Source organism: Gracilibacillus suaedae (genome assembly GCF_017599345.1).
GTDB lineage: Bacteria > Bacillota > Bacilli > Bacillales > Amphibacillaceae > Gracilibacillus > Gracilibacillus suaedae.
Genome location: NZ_JAGFVL010000062.1, coordinates 136,187 through 151,142 on the forward strand (window position 1 = coordinate 136,187; position 14,956 = coordinate 151,142).

General features: G+C 38.4%; 16 protein-coding genes. 7 read left to right on the forward strand and 9 right to left on the reverse strand.

What is annotated here, in order from left to right:
* Window positions 1–50 precede the first annotated feature (50 nt).
* The 4 genes from isdE to srtB are packed head-to-tail and all read left to right on the forward strand — an operon-like array spanning window position 51 to window position 3,536.
* A complete protein-coding gene (gene isdE / locus J5J03_RS19220; protein WP_407927860.1) occupies window positions 51–977 on the forward strand; it encodes a heme ABC transporter substrate-binding protein IsdE in 927 nt (308 codons plus the stop codon).
* Between the two features lie 21 nt (window positions 978–998).
* Window positions 999–1,982 carry a FecCD family ABC transporter permease gene (locus tag J5J03_RS19225; protein ID WP_208591990.1) on the forward strand — a complete coding sequence of 328 codons (984 nt, stop codon included), beginning with the start codon at window positions 999–1,001 and terminating at the stop codon, window positions 1,980–1,982.
* The gene (locus J5J03_RS19230; RefSeq protein WP_208591991.1) at window positions 1,972–2,754 is read left to right on the forward strand and encodes an ABC transporter ATP-binding protein; all 783 of its coding nucleotides are present in this window, start codon (window positions 1,972–1,974) and stop codon (window positions 2,752–2,754) included. Before J5J03_RS19225 ends, J5J03_RS19230 begins: the two co-directional genes overlap by 11 nt.
* Entirely contained in the window at window positions 2,754–3,536 is a 783-nt protein-coding gene (srtB, locus tag J5J03_RS19235; protein WP_407927856.1) for a class B sortase, read from the forward strand. The genes J5J03_RS19230 and srtB overlap by 1 nt, the downstream gene beginning before the upstream one ends.
* 692 nt (window positions 3,537–4,228) lie before the next feature.
* Here the strand turns inward: srtB and isdG are convergent.
* From isdG to J5J03_RS19255, 5 genes are all read right to left on the reverse strand, one after another.
* Window positions 4,229–4,570 carry a heme oxygenase gene (gene isdG, locus J5J03_RS22085; protein WP_231710840.1) on the reverse strand — a complete coding sequence of 114 codons (342 nt, stop codon included), beginning with the start codon at window positions 4,568–4,570 and terminating at the stop codon, window positions 4,229–4,231.
* 21 nt (window positions 4,571–4,591) lie between these two features.
* Window positions 4,592–5,380: an ABC transporter ATP-binding protein gene (locus tag J5J03_RS19240; RefSeq protein WP_231710841.1), complete on the reverse strand. Its 789-nt coding sequence runs from the start codon at window positions 5,378–5,380 to the stop codon at window positions 4,592–4,594.
* Between the two features lies 1 nt (window position 5,381).
* Window positions 5,382–6,377, reverse strand: a complete 996-nt coding sequence (locus tag J5J03_RS19245) for a FecCD family ABC transporter permease (protein WP_208591992.1) — start codon at window positions 6,375–6,377, stop codon at window positions 5,382–5,384.
* Entirely contained in the window at window positions 6,374–7,330 is a 957-nt protein-coding gene (locus J5J03_RS19250; protein ID WP_208591993.1) for an ABC transporter substrate-binding protein, read from the reverse strand. Before J5J03_RS19250 ends, J5J03_RS19245 begins: the two co-directional genes overlap by 4 nt.
* A gap of 367 nt (window positions 7,331–7,697) precedes the next feature.
* A complete protein-coding gene (locus J5J03_RS19255; protein ID WP_208591994.1) occupies window positions 7,698–8,150 on the reverse strand; it encodes a hypothetical protein in 453 nt (150 codons plus the stop codon).
* Window positions 8,151–8,439: 289 nt separating this feature from the next.
* Here J5J03_RS19255 and J5J03_RS19260 point away from each other — a divergent pair, with 289 nt between their 5' ends.
* The gene (locus tag J5J03_RS19260) at window positions 8,440–9,033 is read left to right on the forward strand and encodes a tetratricopeptide repeat protein (protein ID WP_208591995.1); all 594 of its coding nucleotides are present in this window, start codon (window positions 8,440–8,442) and stop codon (window positions 9,031–9,033) included.
* 446 nt (window positions 9,034–9,479) lie between these two features.
* Here the strand turns inward: J5J03_RS19260 and J5J03_RS19265 are convergent, their stop codons facing one another.
* The 4 genes from J5J03_RS19265 to J5J03_RS19280 all read right to left on the reverse strand — a co-directional run bounded on the left by J5J03_RS19265 (window position 9,480) and on the right by J5J03_RS19280 (window position 11,969).
* Entirely contained in the window at window positions 9,480–9,728 is a 249-nt protein-coding gene (locus J5J03_RS19265) for a hypothetical protein (RefSeq protein WP_208591996.1), read from the reverse strand.
* Between the two features lie 90 nt (window positions 9,729–9,818).
* A complete protein-coding gene (locus J5J03_RS19270) occupies window positions 9,819–10,499 on the reverse strand; it encodes a hypothetical protein (RefSeq protein ID WP_231710842.1) in 681 nt (226 codons plus the stop codon).
* Between the two features lie 46 nt (window positions 10,500–10,545).
* A complete protein-coding gene (locus tag J5J03_RS19275; protein ID WP_231710843.1) occupies window positions 10,546–11,052 on the reverse strand; it encodes a hypothetical protein in 507 nt (168 codons plus the stop codon).
* Window positions 11,052–11,969, reverse strand: a complete 918-nt coding sequence (locus J5J03_RS19280; RefSeq protein ID WP_208591997.1) for a DUF4915 domain-containing protein — start codon at window positions 11,967–11,969, stop codon at window positions 11,052–11,054. Before J5J03_RS19280 ends, J5J03_RS19275 begins: the two co-directional genes overlap by 1 nt.
* Before the next feature lie 338 nt (window positions 11,970–12,307).
* Here J5J03_RS19280 and J5J03_RS19285 point away from each other — a divergent pair, with 338 nt between their 5' ends.
* Both J5J03_RS19285 and J5J03_RS19290 read left to right on the forward strand, forming a co-directional pair.
* Window positions 12,308–13,657, forward strand: a complete 1,350-nt coding sequence (locus J5J03_RS19285) for a phenylacetate--CoA ligase family protein (RefSeq protein ID WP_208591998.1) — start codon at window positions 12,308–12,310, stop codon at window positions 13,655–13,657.
* A 30-nt stretch (window positions 13,658–13,687) separates the two neighbouring features.
* Window positions 13,688–14,914 carry a phenylacetate--CoA ligase family protein gene (locus J5J03_RS19290; RefSeq protein ID WP_208591999.1) on the forward strand — a complete coding sequence of 409 codons (1,227 nt, stop codon included), beginning with the start codon at window positions 13,688–13,690 and terminating at the stop codon, window positions 14,912–14,914.
* The last annotated feature ends 42 nt before the right edge of the window (window positions 14,915–14,956 follow it).

Genomic DNA, 14,956 nt, shown 5'->3' on the forward strand with positions numbered 1-14,956 from the left:
CAAGACTTCCTTCATTTATTCTTGTTCACACATGATTAAGGGAGGTGAAAATAGTGAGAAGGAAGAAAGCCGCTATTTCTGTCATTTTATTTTTATTTGCTATTTTAGTAATTGGTTGTGATAATAACCAATCCGTCAATGCTGATGAAGAATCTAATAATGAAGAAGAGCAGCAGGAACAGGAAAGTGCAACAAAAAAACAGGAAGCAAGAGTGGTATCAACAACTGTTGCAGCAACAGAGATATTTGATGCATTAGAAATTGATTTGGTAGGTGTTCCTACTAGCTACAAAGATCTTCCTAGCCGTTATGATGGAGTAACCGAAGTTGGGAATCCGATGAGTCCTGATATGGAATTAGTAAAATCGTTAGATCCGACACATGTGTTTTCGGTAACAACCTTGCAAACAGATTTGGAAGAAGTATTTGATAACGTCAAGATCGATGCTACCTTTTTAAATTTTCAGAGCTTAGATAATATGCTTAACGAAATTGAACAAATTGGCGATCAATTTAACCGAACTGAGCAGGCAACCGAATTGATTACTTCTATTGAAACACGATTGAAGGAAGTAGAAGCTCGTGTGGAAGGAAAAGAAGCGCCCTCTGTGCTAATTTTATTAGGAGTACCTGGTAGCTATCTAGTTGCTACAGAGCATTCGTATATAGGAGATCTTGTCAAAAGAGCAGGAGGAGTTAACGTTGTTCAAGGGGAAGATGTAGAGTATTTAGCATCCAATACTGAATATCTGCAGCAAGCAAACCCTGATGTTATTTTGCGAGCAGCTCATGGCATGCCAGAAGAAGTAGTGGAGATGTTTGATGAAGAATTCCAAACGAATGATATCTGGAAACATTTTAAAGCTGTGCAAAATGATCGTGTTTATGATTTGCCGGAAGAGTTGTTTCCTACAACAGGTAATTTAGCAGTAGTAGAAGCGATGGATGAACTCCTGAAGATGTTATATGAGGAATAAACGATAGAAAGGTTTTCTGTAATGAAAAAAAAAATTCTTAGTTTTGTAGGTGTTACGTTACTACTATGTTTGGTCATGGTGATATCGACCATGACAGGAAGTATCAATGTTACATTTCTTGAATTAATCCAAGGATTAGTTACTGGAACAAATGAGGAGGTAGCTGTAATAAGAGATTTGCGTCTGCCCAGGGTTATTATCTCAGTAGTAGCAGGAAGCGCTTTGGCAGTGTCAGGGGCATTGTTGCAGGCAGTTATGCGGAATCCATTAGCTGATGCTGGTATTATCGGGATCTCCTCAGGTGCTGGATTCACCTCGATATTGGCGGTGAGCTTTTTTCCGGCCCTTTACTTTTGGTCCCCTTTATTTGCCTTCATTGGTGGTGCAGTTGCATGTCTCTTGGTTTACAGTCTGTCCTGGAAATCTGGTTTGAGCCCTGTCCGTTTAATCCTGGTAGGTGTTGCAATTAATGCGGTATTCAGTGGGTTAAGTGACACATTTAATTATCGGGGAAGTTACACCGTTACAAGTGTCAGTCCAACTACTACGTCTACGTTGGCGATGAGAACATGGACAGATGTAGAGATTATGGTGACTTTCGGACTAACTGGGTTAATCGCAGCTTTGCTATTGTACCGTTCCTGCAACTTTCTTGCACTCCAGGACAAAACCGTTCAAAACTTAGGTGTATCTGTTGTCCGTACTCGATTGCTTATTTCAACTGTTGCGGTATTATTAGCGGCAGTTTCGACAGCGGTAGCTGGATTGATTGCTTTTATTGGCTTACTAGTGCCACATATCAGTAGACTACTTGTCGGATCTGACCACAAAGTGTTACTCCCTTTCACGGCTTTAACAGGAGCACTCATTCTCTTGTTGGCAGACACATTAGGCCGAACAATTATTGCCCCTAATGAAATTCCAGCTTCCATTATTATGTCGATTATCGGTGGTCCGTTTTTAATTTTCTTACTAAGAAGGAGTGACAAAGTCAGTGGAAGTTAACGATATTAGTTTCTCCTACACAGGAGAACAAAATCAATTACAACAGATTTCAACAAATATTCAACATGGTAAAATTACGACCATTATCGGACCAAACGGATCTGGCAAATCTACTTTTCTACAATTGTTATCTCGTAATTTAACCTATAACACTGGTCAAATTCTTTTAAACGGAAAAGAAATCAATCAATACGTAGCGAAAGAATTTGCGAAAATGATCGCAGTTGTTCATCAGCAAAATATCGCACCAGACGATATGACCGTAGAAAAACTGATTGAATATGGTAGACTGCCATATAGAAAAGCTTTTCAGTCTCGTCAGAAAGATGATCAAGACATAATCGAATGGGCGTTGTCTGCTACTAAGTTGACGGACAAAAGAAATAAGCATTTAGCCGAGTTATCTGGAGGGGAACGCCAGCGAGTCTGGATAGCGATGGCATTGGCACAGGATACCCCTTTTCTATTTTTAGATGAACCAACAACATATTTGGATATGTATCACCAAATAGAAATATTAGAACTCGTCAAAGAGCTTAATGAAAAGCACCAACAAACTATTATCATGGTCTTACATGATTTGAATCAGGCGATTACATATAGTGATTATTTAATGGTTATGAAACAAGGGAAAAAAATCAAAGAAGGCAAGCCGATCGATATAATGACGAGTGAGATTATAGAAGAAGTCTATGGTGTAAAAGCGAAAGTAAAAAAAGATGAAGACCATCCCCTCTATATAGTACCGATCGGAATAGGAAAAGAATGGTGATGAAAATGCAGTCTAAAGATCAAAATGGGCAACCAAAATCAATAATGACGAAAATTCGCCAACGCTCCATTACGATCATTTGTCTTGGGTTGCTTATTTTTTCGGCCTACAAATTGACGTCTGTTTTCTGGGATTATTATCAAAATCGTCAAGTCCTAGCTGAGATTCAGCAAGTGTATGTGCCGGAATCGATAGAAAAAGAGGCGACAAATGTTACCCGTTCCTCCTTTGATCCATTATTAGATATTAATGAGGAAATAGCTGCATGGATTAAAATCGATGGTACGAATGTGGATTATCCGATTTTACAGGCTGAAGATAATCAATTCTATTTAAATCGTAATTATTTGCATCAAGAAACACGAGCAGGTTCGTTGTTCTTAGATTACCGCAATGACTTAGAGAACAATGATTTACATACGATTGTATACGGCCATAATATGAGGGACGGCAGTATGTTTGGACAACTAGATCAGTTTTTAGATCAAGATTTTTATGAAGATCATCCAACATTTCAATACGATTCATTGTATCAAAGCTATGATGTCGAAATTTTCGCTGCATATGTGACGACAACTGATTTTTATTACATCGAAACAAACTTTGCAGATACCGCCGCCTATCGAGGTTTTTTAAACGAAATAACAGCAAAATCGCAAATTGAAACAGAAACAACCGTAACGGAGGATGATCAAATCATCACTCTGTCAACATGTGATTACCAATTGGATCGAGATAAAGGTAGGTTTGTTGTGCACGGAAAATTAATACCCAAAACGTAAACCATCCAAGTCTTCTTACTAAGAACCAGGATGGTTTATTAATGATTCCTTTATCTCAGTTGATTCTGAAGCCGCACCGTTTCTAACCGGGCGCTTTGCGCTTTTTTGATAAGTAAAGAAAGTATATAACCATTGATATCACAACTTTTTTTAGCAAGTATGTATAGGAAAAGGTGATTTAAAACATATATTTTAAGAAGCAAGAATAGCTATCCAGATGGGGTTGCCATTCTGAAAGCTAGCTAGTGCAAGTCAACCGCTACGGCTGACCGTTTCGCTTTCCAAAGAGCATGCTAACGCTAAAGGAGTCGAAACGGTCGGCCTTCGCTATACTTTTTTCTACAACGAATAACAGCAAAAGCATATTGGTTTTATAACCCCTATTAGTGATTTCCTATGCCATATCTTACCCTTTCACAGGGATAATAACCCAAGTTACCTGGTCTGACAAATGTTGTAGCACATGGATAAAGCGGAGGCTGCCCACTTCCACTCCTGTGGAAATGTTTGGCCTGAAGGTCCACTTTTTCGAGCGGTTTTTGCCCGAAAAAGTTAGCTAAAGGGCAAACCACACGGAAAGGGAAGTGGGCAGCCGGAGTGGTGGTCAAACAGTCGATATATTTCATAATGGTTACTAGAGGAATCGCAGATCTACCATAAGGACTGAGCGGTTTGCTCAGTTTTTCTTAGTGTTATGATATGTGTTCGTATTCACTCTTTTCTTCTTTTCTAGGTTCTCTTGTGACTTTTACTTCATAATAGGAGATGTCGTTATCAATAATATATTCAGGAATTTCTTTCTTGCGGTGTGAAGTACGGAAGGCATCGCTTTTCGTCCAATTTTTAAAATCATCTTTTGATTCCCAACGAGTAAATACGGTTACCTCATCATAATCAGGTGTATTTTGGGTTAACAACACTTCTAACCCTAAGAACCCATCCATGTACTCCACTTTTCCTATTTTGTTAAAGCGTTCAATTAATTTTTCTCCATTTCCTTTTGTTATTTTAGATCTATTTGTCACAATAATCATTTAAATTCCTCCTCAATATCATTAACTTGATTTCGCTATACGCGATGTTTTTGGAATAATTAACGGAAAACCATCCTCATATATGACTTTGGCATCAATATCATAAACATCTTTTAAAAATGATCTTGTTAATAAATCGATTGATCGTCCAGTTGTTTTTATTTTCCCTCCTTTCATTGCGATTAAATAGTCACAATAAGCGACAGCTTGTTGTAACTCATGAAGAACCATAATGATCGTGATTTGATGTTGTTCATGAATAGAAGCTAACATTTCCATTACTTCGAGTTGATGCGCAATGTCTAGGTAAGTGGTAGGTTCATCAAGTAAAAGTATTTCTGACTGCTGAGTTAAAGCCAACGCAATTCTTACCTTTTGTTGTTCACCTCCTGATAAGCTATGGAACAGTCGATCACTATGTTGGATTGTATTGGTAATCGACATTGCCCAATCAATGATTTCACTATCCTTTCTGTTTGTTTTACTTAACCATGAATGGTAAGGTGCTCTGCCGTATGAGATTAGTTCTCGAACCGTTAAGTTGGGTAAACTCTGTTTCGATTGCGGCATCATCGCAACTATTTGTGCAAAATCTTTTGATGGAAAAGTGTTGCTATTTTGTTGGTTTACTAGGATTTCACCTGTATGCTGCTTCATGAGCCTTGCTATCGTCTTTAACAAGGTAGACTTACCTGAACCATTTGGTCCAACGATAGCAGTGATACTATGTTTAGGAATCTTCACCGAGATATCTGACAAATGAAAGTTTCCGAGATTTACATGTATGTCTTTTGTTTGAATAGCATTCAATTTAAATCAGTCCTCTGTTTTTCAGTAAGTAGAGAAAGAAAGGCGCTCCCAGTCCAGCAAGTAGAACACCTACAGGTAACTCAATTGGATCAAATAAAGAACGAGCGATTGTATCAGAAAAAACAACAAGAATGGCGCCACCGAGTGCTGATACAGGTAATAGATATCGGTAATCTTCTCCGATAAAGAGCCTTACTATATGGGGGATGACAAGACCAACAAAGCCAATTAATCCGGCGACACTTACTGCTATTCCAGCTAAAAATGCAGCTAATGTAATTAATAAAAATCGGTGCAGTTCTACTTTTTGTCCTAATAGCTTCGCAGACTCATCGCCAAGCATTAGTAGATTAGCTGATCTGATTGCAAATAAAGATAGAAGCAGTCCAATAATGGCATATGGTGCGATAAAACTGAAATGATACCAGCCTCTTCCAGATAATCCACCAGCCAGCCAGGGAATTACTGCTTGCACACGGTCACTGAAAATAACCATTATCCCATTTTGGACGGCACCTAGAAGTGCATTAATCGCAACTCCTGCTAGAATAATCTTAAAGGCAGATGCTCCTTTATCCCAAGCTACACCATATACAATGATTGCTGTCACGAAGGAACCAATAAAAGCAGTGATAGGTAACAGATATCCATAAGCAGGGAAGACTAACATGGTTATACTTGCCATCAGCCCGCCGCCAGCGGTTACCCCGATAATACCTGGATCTGCTAACGGGTTTTTCATGACACCTTGTAGTAATGCACCTGATACAGCTAAGCAGGCTCCTACAAGCAGCCCGATCAAAATTCGTGGCAAGCGTAATTCCCAAATAATCGTATGAAAGGTACTTTGGTCGTTTTCTATGATGACAGACCATATTTCTTTTATTGCTATATCTACAGAGCCATATGTAAGTGAAAATATACAGGTGATGACAAGTAATATAGGCAATAGCAATATGATCCATTTTCTTCTTCTATTTCGAATTACTACATTCATGCTGCCCCCTGTTGATTGTTAAAAATGTTAGTTAGATATTCTACAGCTTCCGTCACACGTATTCCTGGATTGGTACCAAAAAGATCGGACGGGAGTACCTCCACTTTGTTATCTTTGACTGCATCCATCGTATTCCAAGTCGGGTTTTGCTCCATTTCCTTCATAAATCCGTCACGAACTTCCTCTGGATTTCCATGACTGATTAGAAAGATATATTCCGGATCTGTTTCGATGATTCGTTCGGTATTGATTTGAGCATATTGTGGATAGGCTTCTAAACTTGGGAAGTCACTGGCAATATTCTCTCCACCTGCTAATTCAAGTAAGTTGCCACTTAATGAATTCGGTAAAGCAGCCATATAGGTACCAGGCGCTCCATAGACGAGTAAAACACGAACGGACTCTTGTGGTAATTGCTCTTGAATGTTAGTCATATCCTCATCTAATTGGTTTATTAGTTGATTTGCCTGATCTTCGTTTTGGAGCATTTCACCAAAAAGCTTGATTTGTTGTTTAATATTTTTATAGGATTGTGCATTGGTTAGCACCATCTTTGCACCTAATGATTCAATATTAGCAATATCTTTTTGATTCATTTGCGAATTACCTAAGACAACATCTGGTTGGGCGAGTGTTAATTGTTCTAGATCTATTTCATGAGTGGAGCCGATTGGTTCCATTTCCTTGAAATTTTCCAGGCTGGTTTGATCTGATGCTGAATCGGGTCGGCCAACGATATTACCTCCCAACGCATTAATGATATTGAGGTCGCCGTTACTTAAGACTGCGATTCGATCTGGTACAGCGTGAAATGAGATCTCTCGGTCAATAAAATCCGTAATCCGATATTGTTCAGATTGGGCCGTAACCGCTTGGTTATCAGATGTTGTTTCTTGGTTACAAGCAGTAAGAAGTATGAATACAAACAATAAAATATATGTAAGTTTTCGCATGACTGTCCTCCTTGGATTTAATTGATAATCAATCTCATCTACATTAAATGATAATGATTTTCAGTATCAATGTCAATATAATTGTTAAATTTTTCATGAAAAATCAAGAAATCAGTCTTTCTTTTAGGCAAATTTATGCTGTATTATTCAAGTGACAACCCACAACATCTCCGATAAGAGAAAAAAACCATATCCGATATGGACATGGTTTTTAGGTGGATCAACTCTGTTGAGAAATGGACCAGTAATCTCTATGAATATAACTTCATTCATTCTTATGCTTCTTGAAATTTGTAATGATAAGATTCTGATATTTCTTAGCATCTTTTTGGGTTAAATTATCCGGCTCTTTTTTAATTACGACAGCTTAAATGTCAGAAAGATAAAGGAAAAAGTAATGCTCAACCCCAATTAATTTATTAATCTTACTCCATTCAAAGAAATCCTTTCGAGTTTCTGTTACTCGTTCCAAGCCATTTTCTGTGATGGTGATCGTTTGCTCGCCTAATATTCCAAATGGTTTATTCTTTTTAAGGAGTATTTTGTATGTTAATAGTGTGAACCAACGGACAAAGTGTGGAAGGAAATAATAAATAAAAACCGTAATCGCGATGATAATAAGGATTTCGTATATGGAAATGAGCCTTTCATAATTAATTAAAGTATGTTGAAAAGTCCACAGTATCATCACGATAAATAAAGAGATAGCAAAAAACCATCTACCAAATGAAATAATTCTTTTGAAAAACCTAGCAGTTAATAGCATATTTTTATATAATTCTAAAACGTCTTCTGTTGTAATATTGAATTTTGCTATCAAATTCTAGCCTCCTCTGACTATATTTTATTTCTCTCTTCTATTTATTCTATACGCTGCATAGGTAATTGAAAAACATTTTCTCTTTTGTATATATATTCATCAGCATTAGCCGAGAGCATATCATGAAAAACAGCATATAATCATTATATACATTACTTAATGCATAGATGGAGAACAATGCTTTTGTCATATTATTTAGGATTATTATTTTATTCAGACGATTGGTCATCAAGCGAATCAACGCCACGCTATGCATGGTTGAAGATTATCTGAAGGGAGAGAATTCCTTATGTCTGACGACAATCATAATCAAGAAATTGTTTCGGATAACCACGAAAGTACCGACAATAATGAAGGTCCTCGAGAAAACAACACTACTCAAGTACAAGATTTGCTTCGTCGCGGGTACAACTCTTTTAAGATAGATGATTACGAAAAAGCACATCAATTATTCGAAGAGGCAATTACGCAGGTTCCTGACAGTGCTGAAGCACATGCATGGCTCGCAGCCGTTTATGGTCGTCAAATCGATGCAGCATGGAGTTTAACGGATAAAATGGAGCTTTTCTCTAAACTTGAAAACGAAATCAAGATAGCTCTTGAACTAGACCCCGCATTACCTCTCGCAAGAAGGATGAATGGTTCTATGTTATTAAATGCTCCGGATATGCTAGGGGGAGATCCTGCTAAAGCAGTAATAGAATTCCGTTATTGTATAGAGCGTGGAATGACTGATATGGAAATATGGGTATCCCTAGCTAAATGTTATTTAGAAACCGCTGAACTGGCTAAAGCAAAAGAAGCATTAAAAAAAGCATTAGCTCTAGAACCGAAGAATGAAATGGTTCTGCAATTATTACAAGACACCATGAAAAAACAATAGGAAAATAGCATAAAAAACATAAGAAATCACCACAGCTACATAGCTATGGTGCTTTTTTGTTGTTTTGTTACGAAGAGATGGAGCGCTAATCCAAGGAAGCTCGTCCTGTTGCTTGAAAAACAGTCTATATCCAAGGAAGAGAAGGAGATACCCCCGGAAGCAGCCCCCCCTGTTCCTTGGAAAAACCCCTCTCTTCCTTGGAAAACAGCCTATATCCAAGGAAGGGAAGGAGACATCCCCGGAAGCGACGTCCTGTTCCGAGGAAAAAGTCCTCTCTTCCGGGGATAATCGGCTATATCCAGGGAAGAGAAGGAAATATCCCCGGAAACGGCGTCCTGTTCCTTGGAAAACCAATATAATTAAAAGAAGAGGAGTAACTCATACAGATATCAGGTTATCAGTATGAAATGCTTGCTATTAAATGTAACTAATCGAATTACGAAATTCTAAGAGCGGTCTTTCTGAATACTTTCTACTCCTTTCGTCATCATTTCTTTACCTGTCGTAATCGCACTATTTCTCAAAGTAGTGGCCATTTTTTCTAAAAGAACACGGGGTGGTTGATTTACATCACTTACCACATGATTCATTTCATCGCTAAGGCGGGTGGCTCCATTGATCAAAGCATCTGTGACAATAGGTTCAGAGTGTTCCCTTGCTTCTTTAATTAGCTTTTTAAGTGTATCTTTTGCCATCTATTGAATCACCTCCTTTCAATTAAACGTTTTTGACTACCTAGTGGTCATTTGATTAGCGTCAGCTTTGCTTATGGGGGCTTCATTACACTATTGCTGCTTGGTCTGGTTGCCGAGTTCTTGTTCTGCAGCATTGACTGCCCTTCTTATCAAATTAGACAGCGGACTCTCCGCGTTTGGAACTTGCTCAATATCGGGTTTTCCTTCCAAAGACTCAAGCTTTAGTTGGAGAAGGTTTTTAAACTTAGGATCCTGTGTTTCGTGTTTAAGTTTTAGCCAACACACACTAGCATCCTTATTTCGACCAATTCGATAGTATACTTCCCCTAGTTCATAAATAAGCTGCCAATATCTTGTGATTTCAAGGAATCCTTCTCCATCTATTTGTCGCTCAATGAGAAAAGTGTAATCTTCAATTGCTGTATGGGAACGATGGAAATGCTTTTCAGGCAACTTGTATGCTGCTTTACCACGTAATAATCGAACCATGATGTTATGAGGTTCGGCACTTGCAGCTCCATCTAGAAGCTTTAATCCTGATTTTGACCATCTTAATTTCTCTATTGGATTTGTCTTGTCTCTAGCAATTAATATCATCGTGCTACCGTGGTATGCGTCTAAAAGTGGAATGTCTGAATGATCGGACCGTTCCTTTTCTAGTAGTTGATGTAGGTCTTGACCAGCTTTTTTATTTCCCTCCACGCTTTTTTGGTGTAATGAAATAATCTGTTGCTGTAAAATCTTATCATCGCTCGTATTTATATTTATCAAATGGTTTTCCCTCCTTTTCAGGCCTTACTTCTTGATAAGACTTCCTCTATTTCTTTTTTTTAGATAATAACTTGGAGAAACGTTGCTTAACTTTACTTGCTTCATCTGGTTTCCCCATATTTTGATAAGCCGTACTTAGATCCGCTACTAATTCTTTCACCTGACGATTAGTAAGGTAATTCGAATCTTTTTGATAACGATCTAGCAAGAATAAAATATCTTCGACTGCCGTTTTTGAGCATTGGAAGAAGGATTCTGGTAGACGTAAACATACATTTGATCGTAACATACGTATTTCCTTATGTTGTGGATTCCGAGAGATTGCTTGGTTCAATACATCTAATCCTTCTTGCGCTTTATCTGCTTTTTCCAAAGGTTGAGAGGCATCTCGTGCTAATAAAGCGAGGGTACTGCCATAATAGGCCTCAACAAGAGCGTTGTTTGGATCGGAATTGCGAAGCTTTAAGAAAATATCATATGACTGCTTTACTGCTTTTTTATCTCCCTTTACACCTTTCATAAAAAGTTTTTTTCCTTCCTCAAATTGTTTCATTACATAGATCTTCCCTTCTGAATAAAATTTGGATCAACAATCAGAATTTGATATACCTGTTGCACCGGTAAAGGTACAAAGCGCGAAATTCTAAATTTAGGATCATAAACATATATTCCGCCATCTAAGCTACAATTCGAGAATTCGTGAGGGATTCGTAACACATGTCTCATCCTGCTTTGGCCGATAAACATGGTATTGTCTGTTATGGCAAGACCACGTGTGAAACCTGATAACTGAATCGGCAACTTATTTTCGGCTACGACACGGAATGACATCGAGTCACAATACGCTAACTTGTTTTGATGCATCATTACCGTATGCGGCATATATAAGTCTTTTACTACGATATGATTCTCGGGATTGATATGGAGTTGTTGAGTAGGATGGAAATCGGTCAAATCAATAGCAACAATCCCTCCGTTTCTTTGCTGAGGGGTCATATACCATTTGCCATAAGGGGAAAACATAGAAACATACAATGTATGCCCGTCTAGCCAAATGTCATTAATATGATGAATGTCTTTATCCTCTGCATTAAACCGAATCTCTCCTATTCGTGTAAGTGAGTCGGTATCATAGCACCCGATAGTATTGGTTGCCGTTTCTACTACTAGAACAACATGATCATCGAATTTCGTAATATCGTGAAAATCGAGTTTCGAGTATTGTTTTTTGTGAATGACTTGGAACTCCTGGTCCATCGTAATAATTTGATTCTCATCAGATGCGATAAATAATCGATCATTAACTATTGTCATTCCTGAACAACTTCCGCTATATAGTTTCTTGAAGGCATTATGGTTAAAATCTACTAAAAATAGGCCGCCTTGATCAGTTTCACTGGATGGACAGGTGATTAGTAGACGTTTATTGATATGTTTAAAATCTGGATCATCCTTCAATCCGTATAACAATAGGGTTCAACCTCCTTGTTAATAAATGAATTGTGCTAGTTACAATATGTTTCTTAATAGAAACGGTTTGGATGAAATTCCTGATTTTTATCAATTTATATATTTGTCCGAGTCAAATTTGTCACAACTTGCATTATATAAAGAATATAGAAAGGAAGTGAATGCAGCTGTGATAGAGAACTAGTTTAAACCATATTAATCGGCAAGATAACTGTATCTTTGTCGGTATGGAAAATAAGCCCTTAGACATTTCTATCAATTGTCAAAGGGATCTTTCAAAATAATTTAGGGCGTGAGAATTTGAGGAATGAGAAAAATACAAGGAATGGAGGATGGAAATGGAGAAGACCCAAACGCATAAGATGACTGTTTCCGTTGATAGACATTCATCCCATTTAGAACAATTCAAAGATTTTTATAAAGAATTAGATGACCAGGGGCAAACGATTGAAAAACTACCTCATGAAGAAATAGAAGTTTATCAGTTACGAGCCATTAATGCCACTCTTCGACATGTGTGGAATCATAATGAATACTATCACTCGAAATTGGCAGAAGCAGGATTCACGGAGCCTAAAATAGATAGCTTGGAACAATTAGCATCTGTACCAATGTTAGAAAAAGATCCTCTTAGAGGAGATAAAGAGAAGATATTATGTGTTAATCCAAAAGAAATAGGCCAAGTTCATTTAACAAGTGGTACGTCTGGCAAACCCATTTATACCGCTTATACCTTGGCAGATCAATATGTATATGATTTGCTACCGAAATATTTGGAATTGTTTAAGGAAGCAGATGATGATGTCGCGGCAATTGCACTTCCATATGAATTTGCGCTGCCTGGTCTTGGATTTCAACGATTATTTCAATTTGCTTTTGGTACTGCGGTGCTATCGCTTGGTAAAGGTGGTTACATGGCTCCGGTTGATAAGTCGTTGGAATTAATGAAGGAATATCAAGCAACAGTTCTTACAACAACACCATCTTACGCAGCTTTACTCGCAGAAGAGAGCGAGAATTACGGTATCAAGATAGGTGAAGATATTCCATTGAAGAAAATTTGGCTGACTGGTGAAGGATGTTCTCCCGCCTTCCGCGAACGTTTGGAGAAGTGGTGGGGATGTGAGGTTTCCTTTTTCTATGGTTCAACCGAGTGTGGCGTTATCGGTGTAGAATGTAGTAACCATCAAGGATATCACGTTATGGAAGGGCATGTAAAAGTGGAAATTATTGATCCAGATACTGGTGAAGTCCTTCCTTATGGGCGTACTGGTGAAATTGTAGTAACGACATTACTGCGTGAAGGAATGCCAATGGTACGCTATCGGACTGGAGATTTAGGAAAGTTACAACCATCTCAATGTGATTGTGGTACAAAGATGGATGTCCTGCAGTTAAGAGGAAGAATAGAGCACATGCTGCGTATAGGAAAAGAAGATTATTCACCATTTATGATTGAGCATTTCCTTATGGAGATTCCAGATGTAGGTTTATGGTATCACTTCAAGCTAAATGAAGGAATGTTAACGATTGAAGCAGAGAAATTCCGCACAAATTTAAGTGACGAACAATTAGCGAAAAAAATACAAAAGCACATGGCTGATCGAATTGGAATAGATTGCGAAGTTGTGATCAGAGACGATATTCCTCGAACGTTTGGGAAAGCAACTAGAGTTATTATTAATTAGTGATAAAGAAGTGGAAGAGGAGGTGGCATATTGGGTGACGTCGATATAGAGAGGGAGAGGAAATTTCAAGAAACGTATAAACGAATTCAAAACGCTCCTTTATATAAACGAAAACTTTCTAACTATCCTGTAGATGGAATGGGATTGGATCAGATTCAAGCCTTGCCGCTAACGACAAAACAGGAATTACGAGATGCTGGCACTTTCGGTCACCTTGCTGTTGACATGAAGGAAATAGCTCAATACCACGAATCTACTGGCACCACTGGAGTTCCTTCTGCATCATGGTTTACACAAAAAGATTTGCAAACCGGTGGAAGACAACTAAAAGAATGTGGTGTGCGTATGACTTCTGAAGATCTTGTATTAATCCGTTTCCCCTATGCCATGGCACTGCCGGCATTTCTCATGCAACAAGCAGCATGGCAATCAGGGGCAGGAGTAATTCCAGCAAGTGGTCGTACTGTAGTTACCCCCTATCCAAGAGTATTAAGTTTTTTAAAGAATCTTTCCGTCACAGTGATGGCTGGACTTCCACGAGAGATGGAATTGCTAGCTGAAGCGGCTCGTTTAAGAGGTGCTGAGCCAAGTGAGGAATTTCCTGATTTGCGTGCGATATGTGTCGCTGGTGAATTAATGAGCGACAAGCGTAGAAGCCATATAGAGAAGCTGTGGAATGTGCCTGTGTTTAATATGTACGGTTCAACGGAGACGGGTAATATTGCTACGATGTGTGAGCATGGCAATATGCATATCGTAGAACAAGATTTCTTTGTCGAAGTTTTAAATGAGGACGGTTCAGCCTCTGTGGATCAAGGGGAGAGAGGCTTTGCAACGATCACGACGTTATCTCATCAGGGTTCACCACTATTAAGATATTTTAACGAAGATATTATTTCTGTAGAGCATGATATCTGTCATTGCGGTAGAGCTGGTGCTAAGTTGGTTCATTACGGGCGGTCTCAGGATCGAATCCATTTCGGAGGGATCACCCTAGACGCCTTTGACATTCAAGAAGCGGTATACTCACTGACTCCTGTACCGGATGCATGGCGACTGGTTGAGCAGGAAAATGGGGTGTATTTCTTGTTAGATTCGCATGATGCACGACAATGGTCTGAAGAAAATATCCGTTCTTTTTTATCTTCTCGACTGCAGGTCCCAGTTACGGTAGAAATCACTACTATGATTGATCGTGTTGCTTTGATCGATAACACACCATCAGTAAAACCTGTATATATTCGAAAAATGAAATAGAGCTGTAGGTGATAAGCTTCATTAGTCGAGAGGAATTCTTAT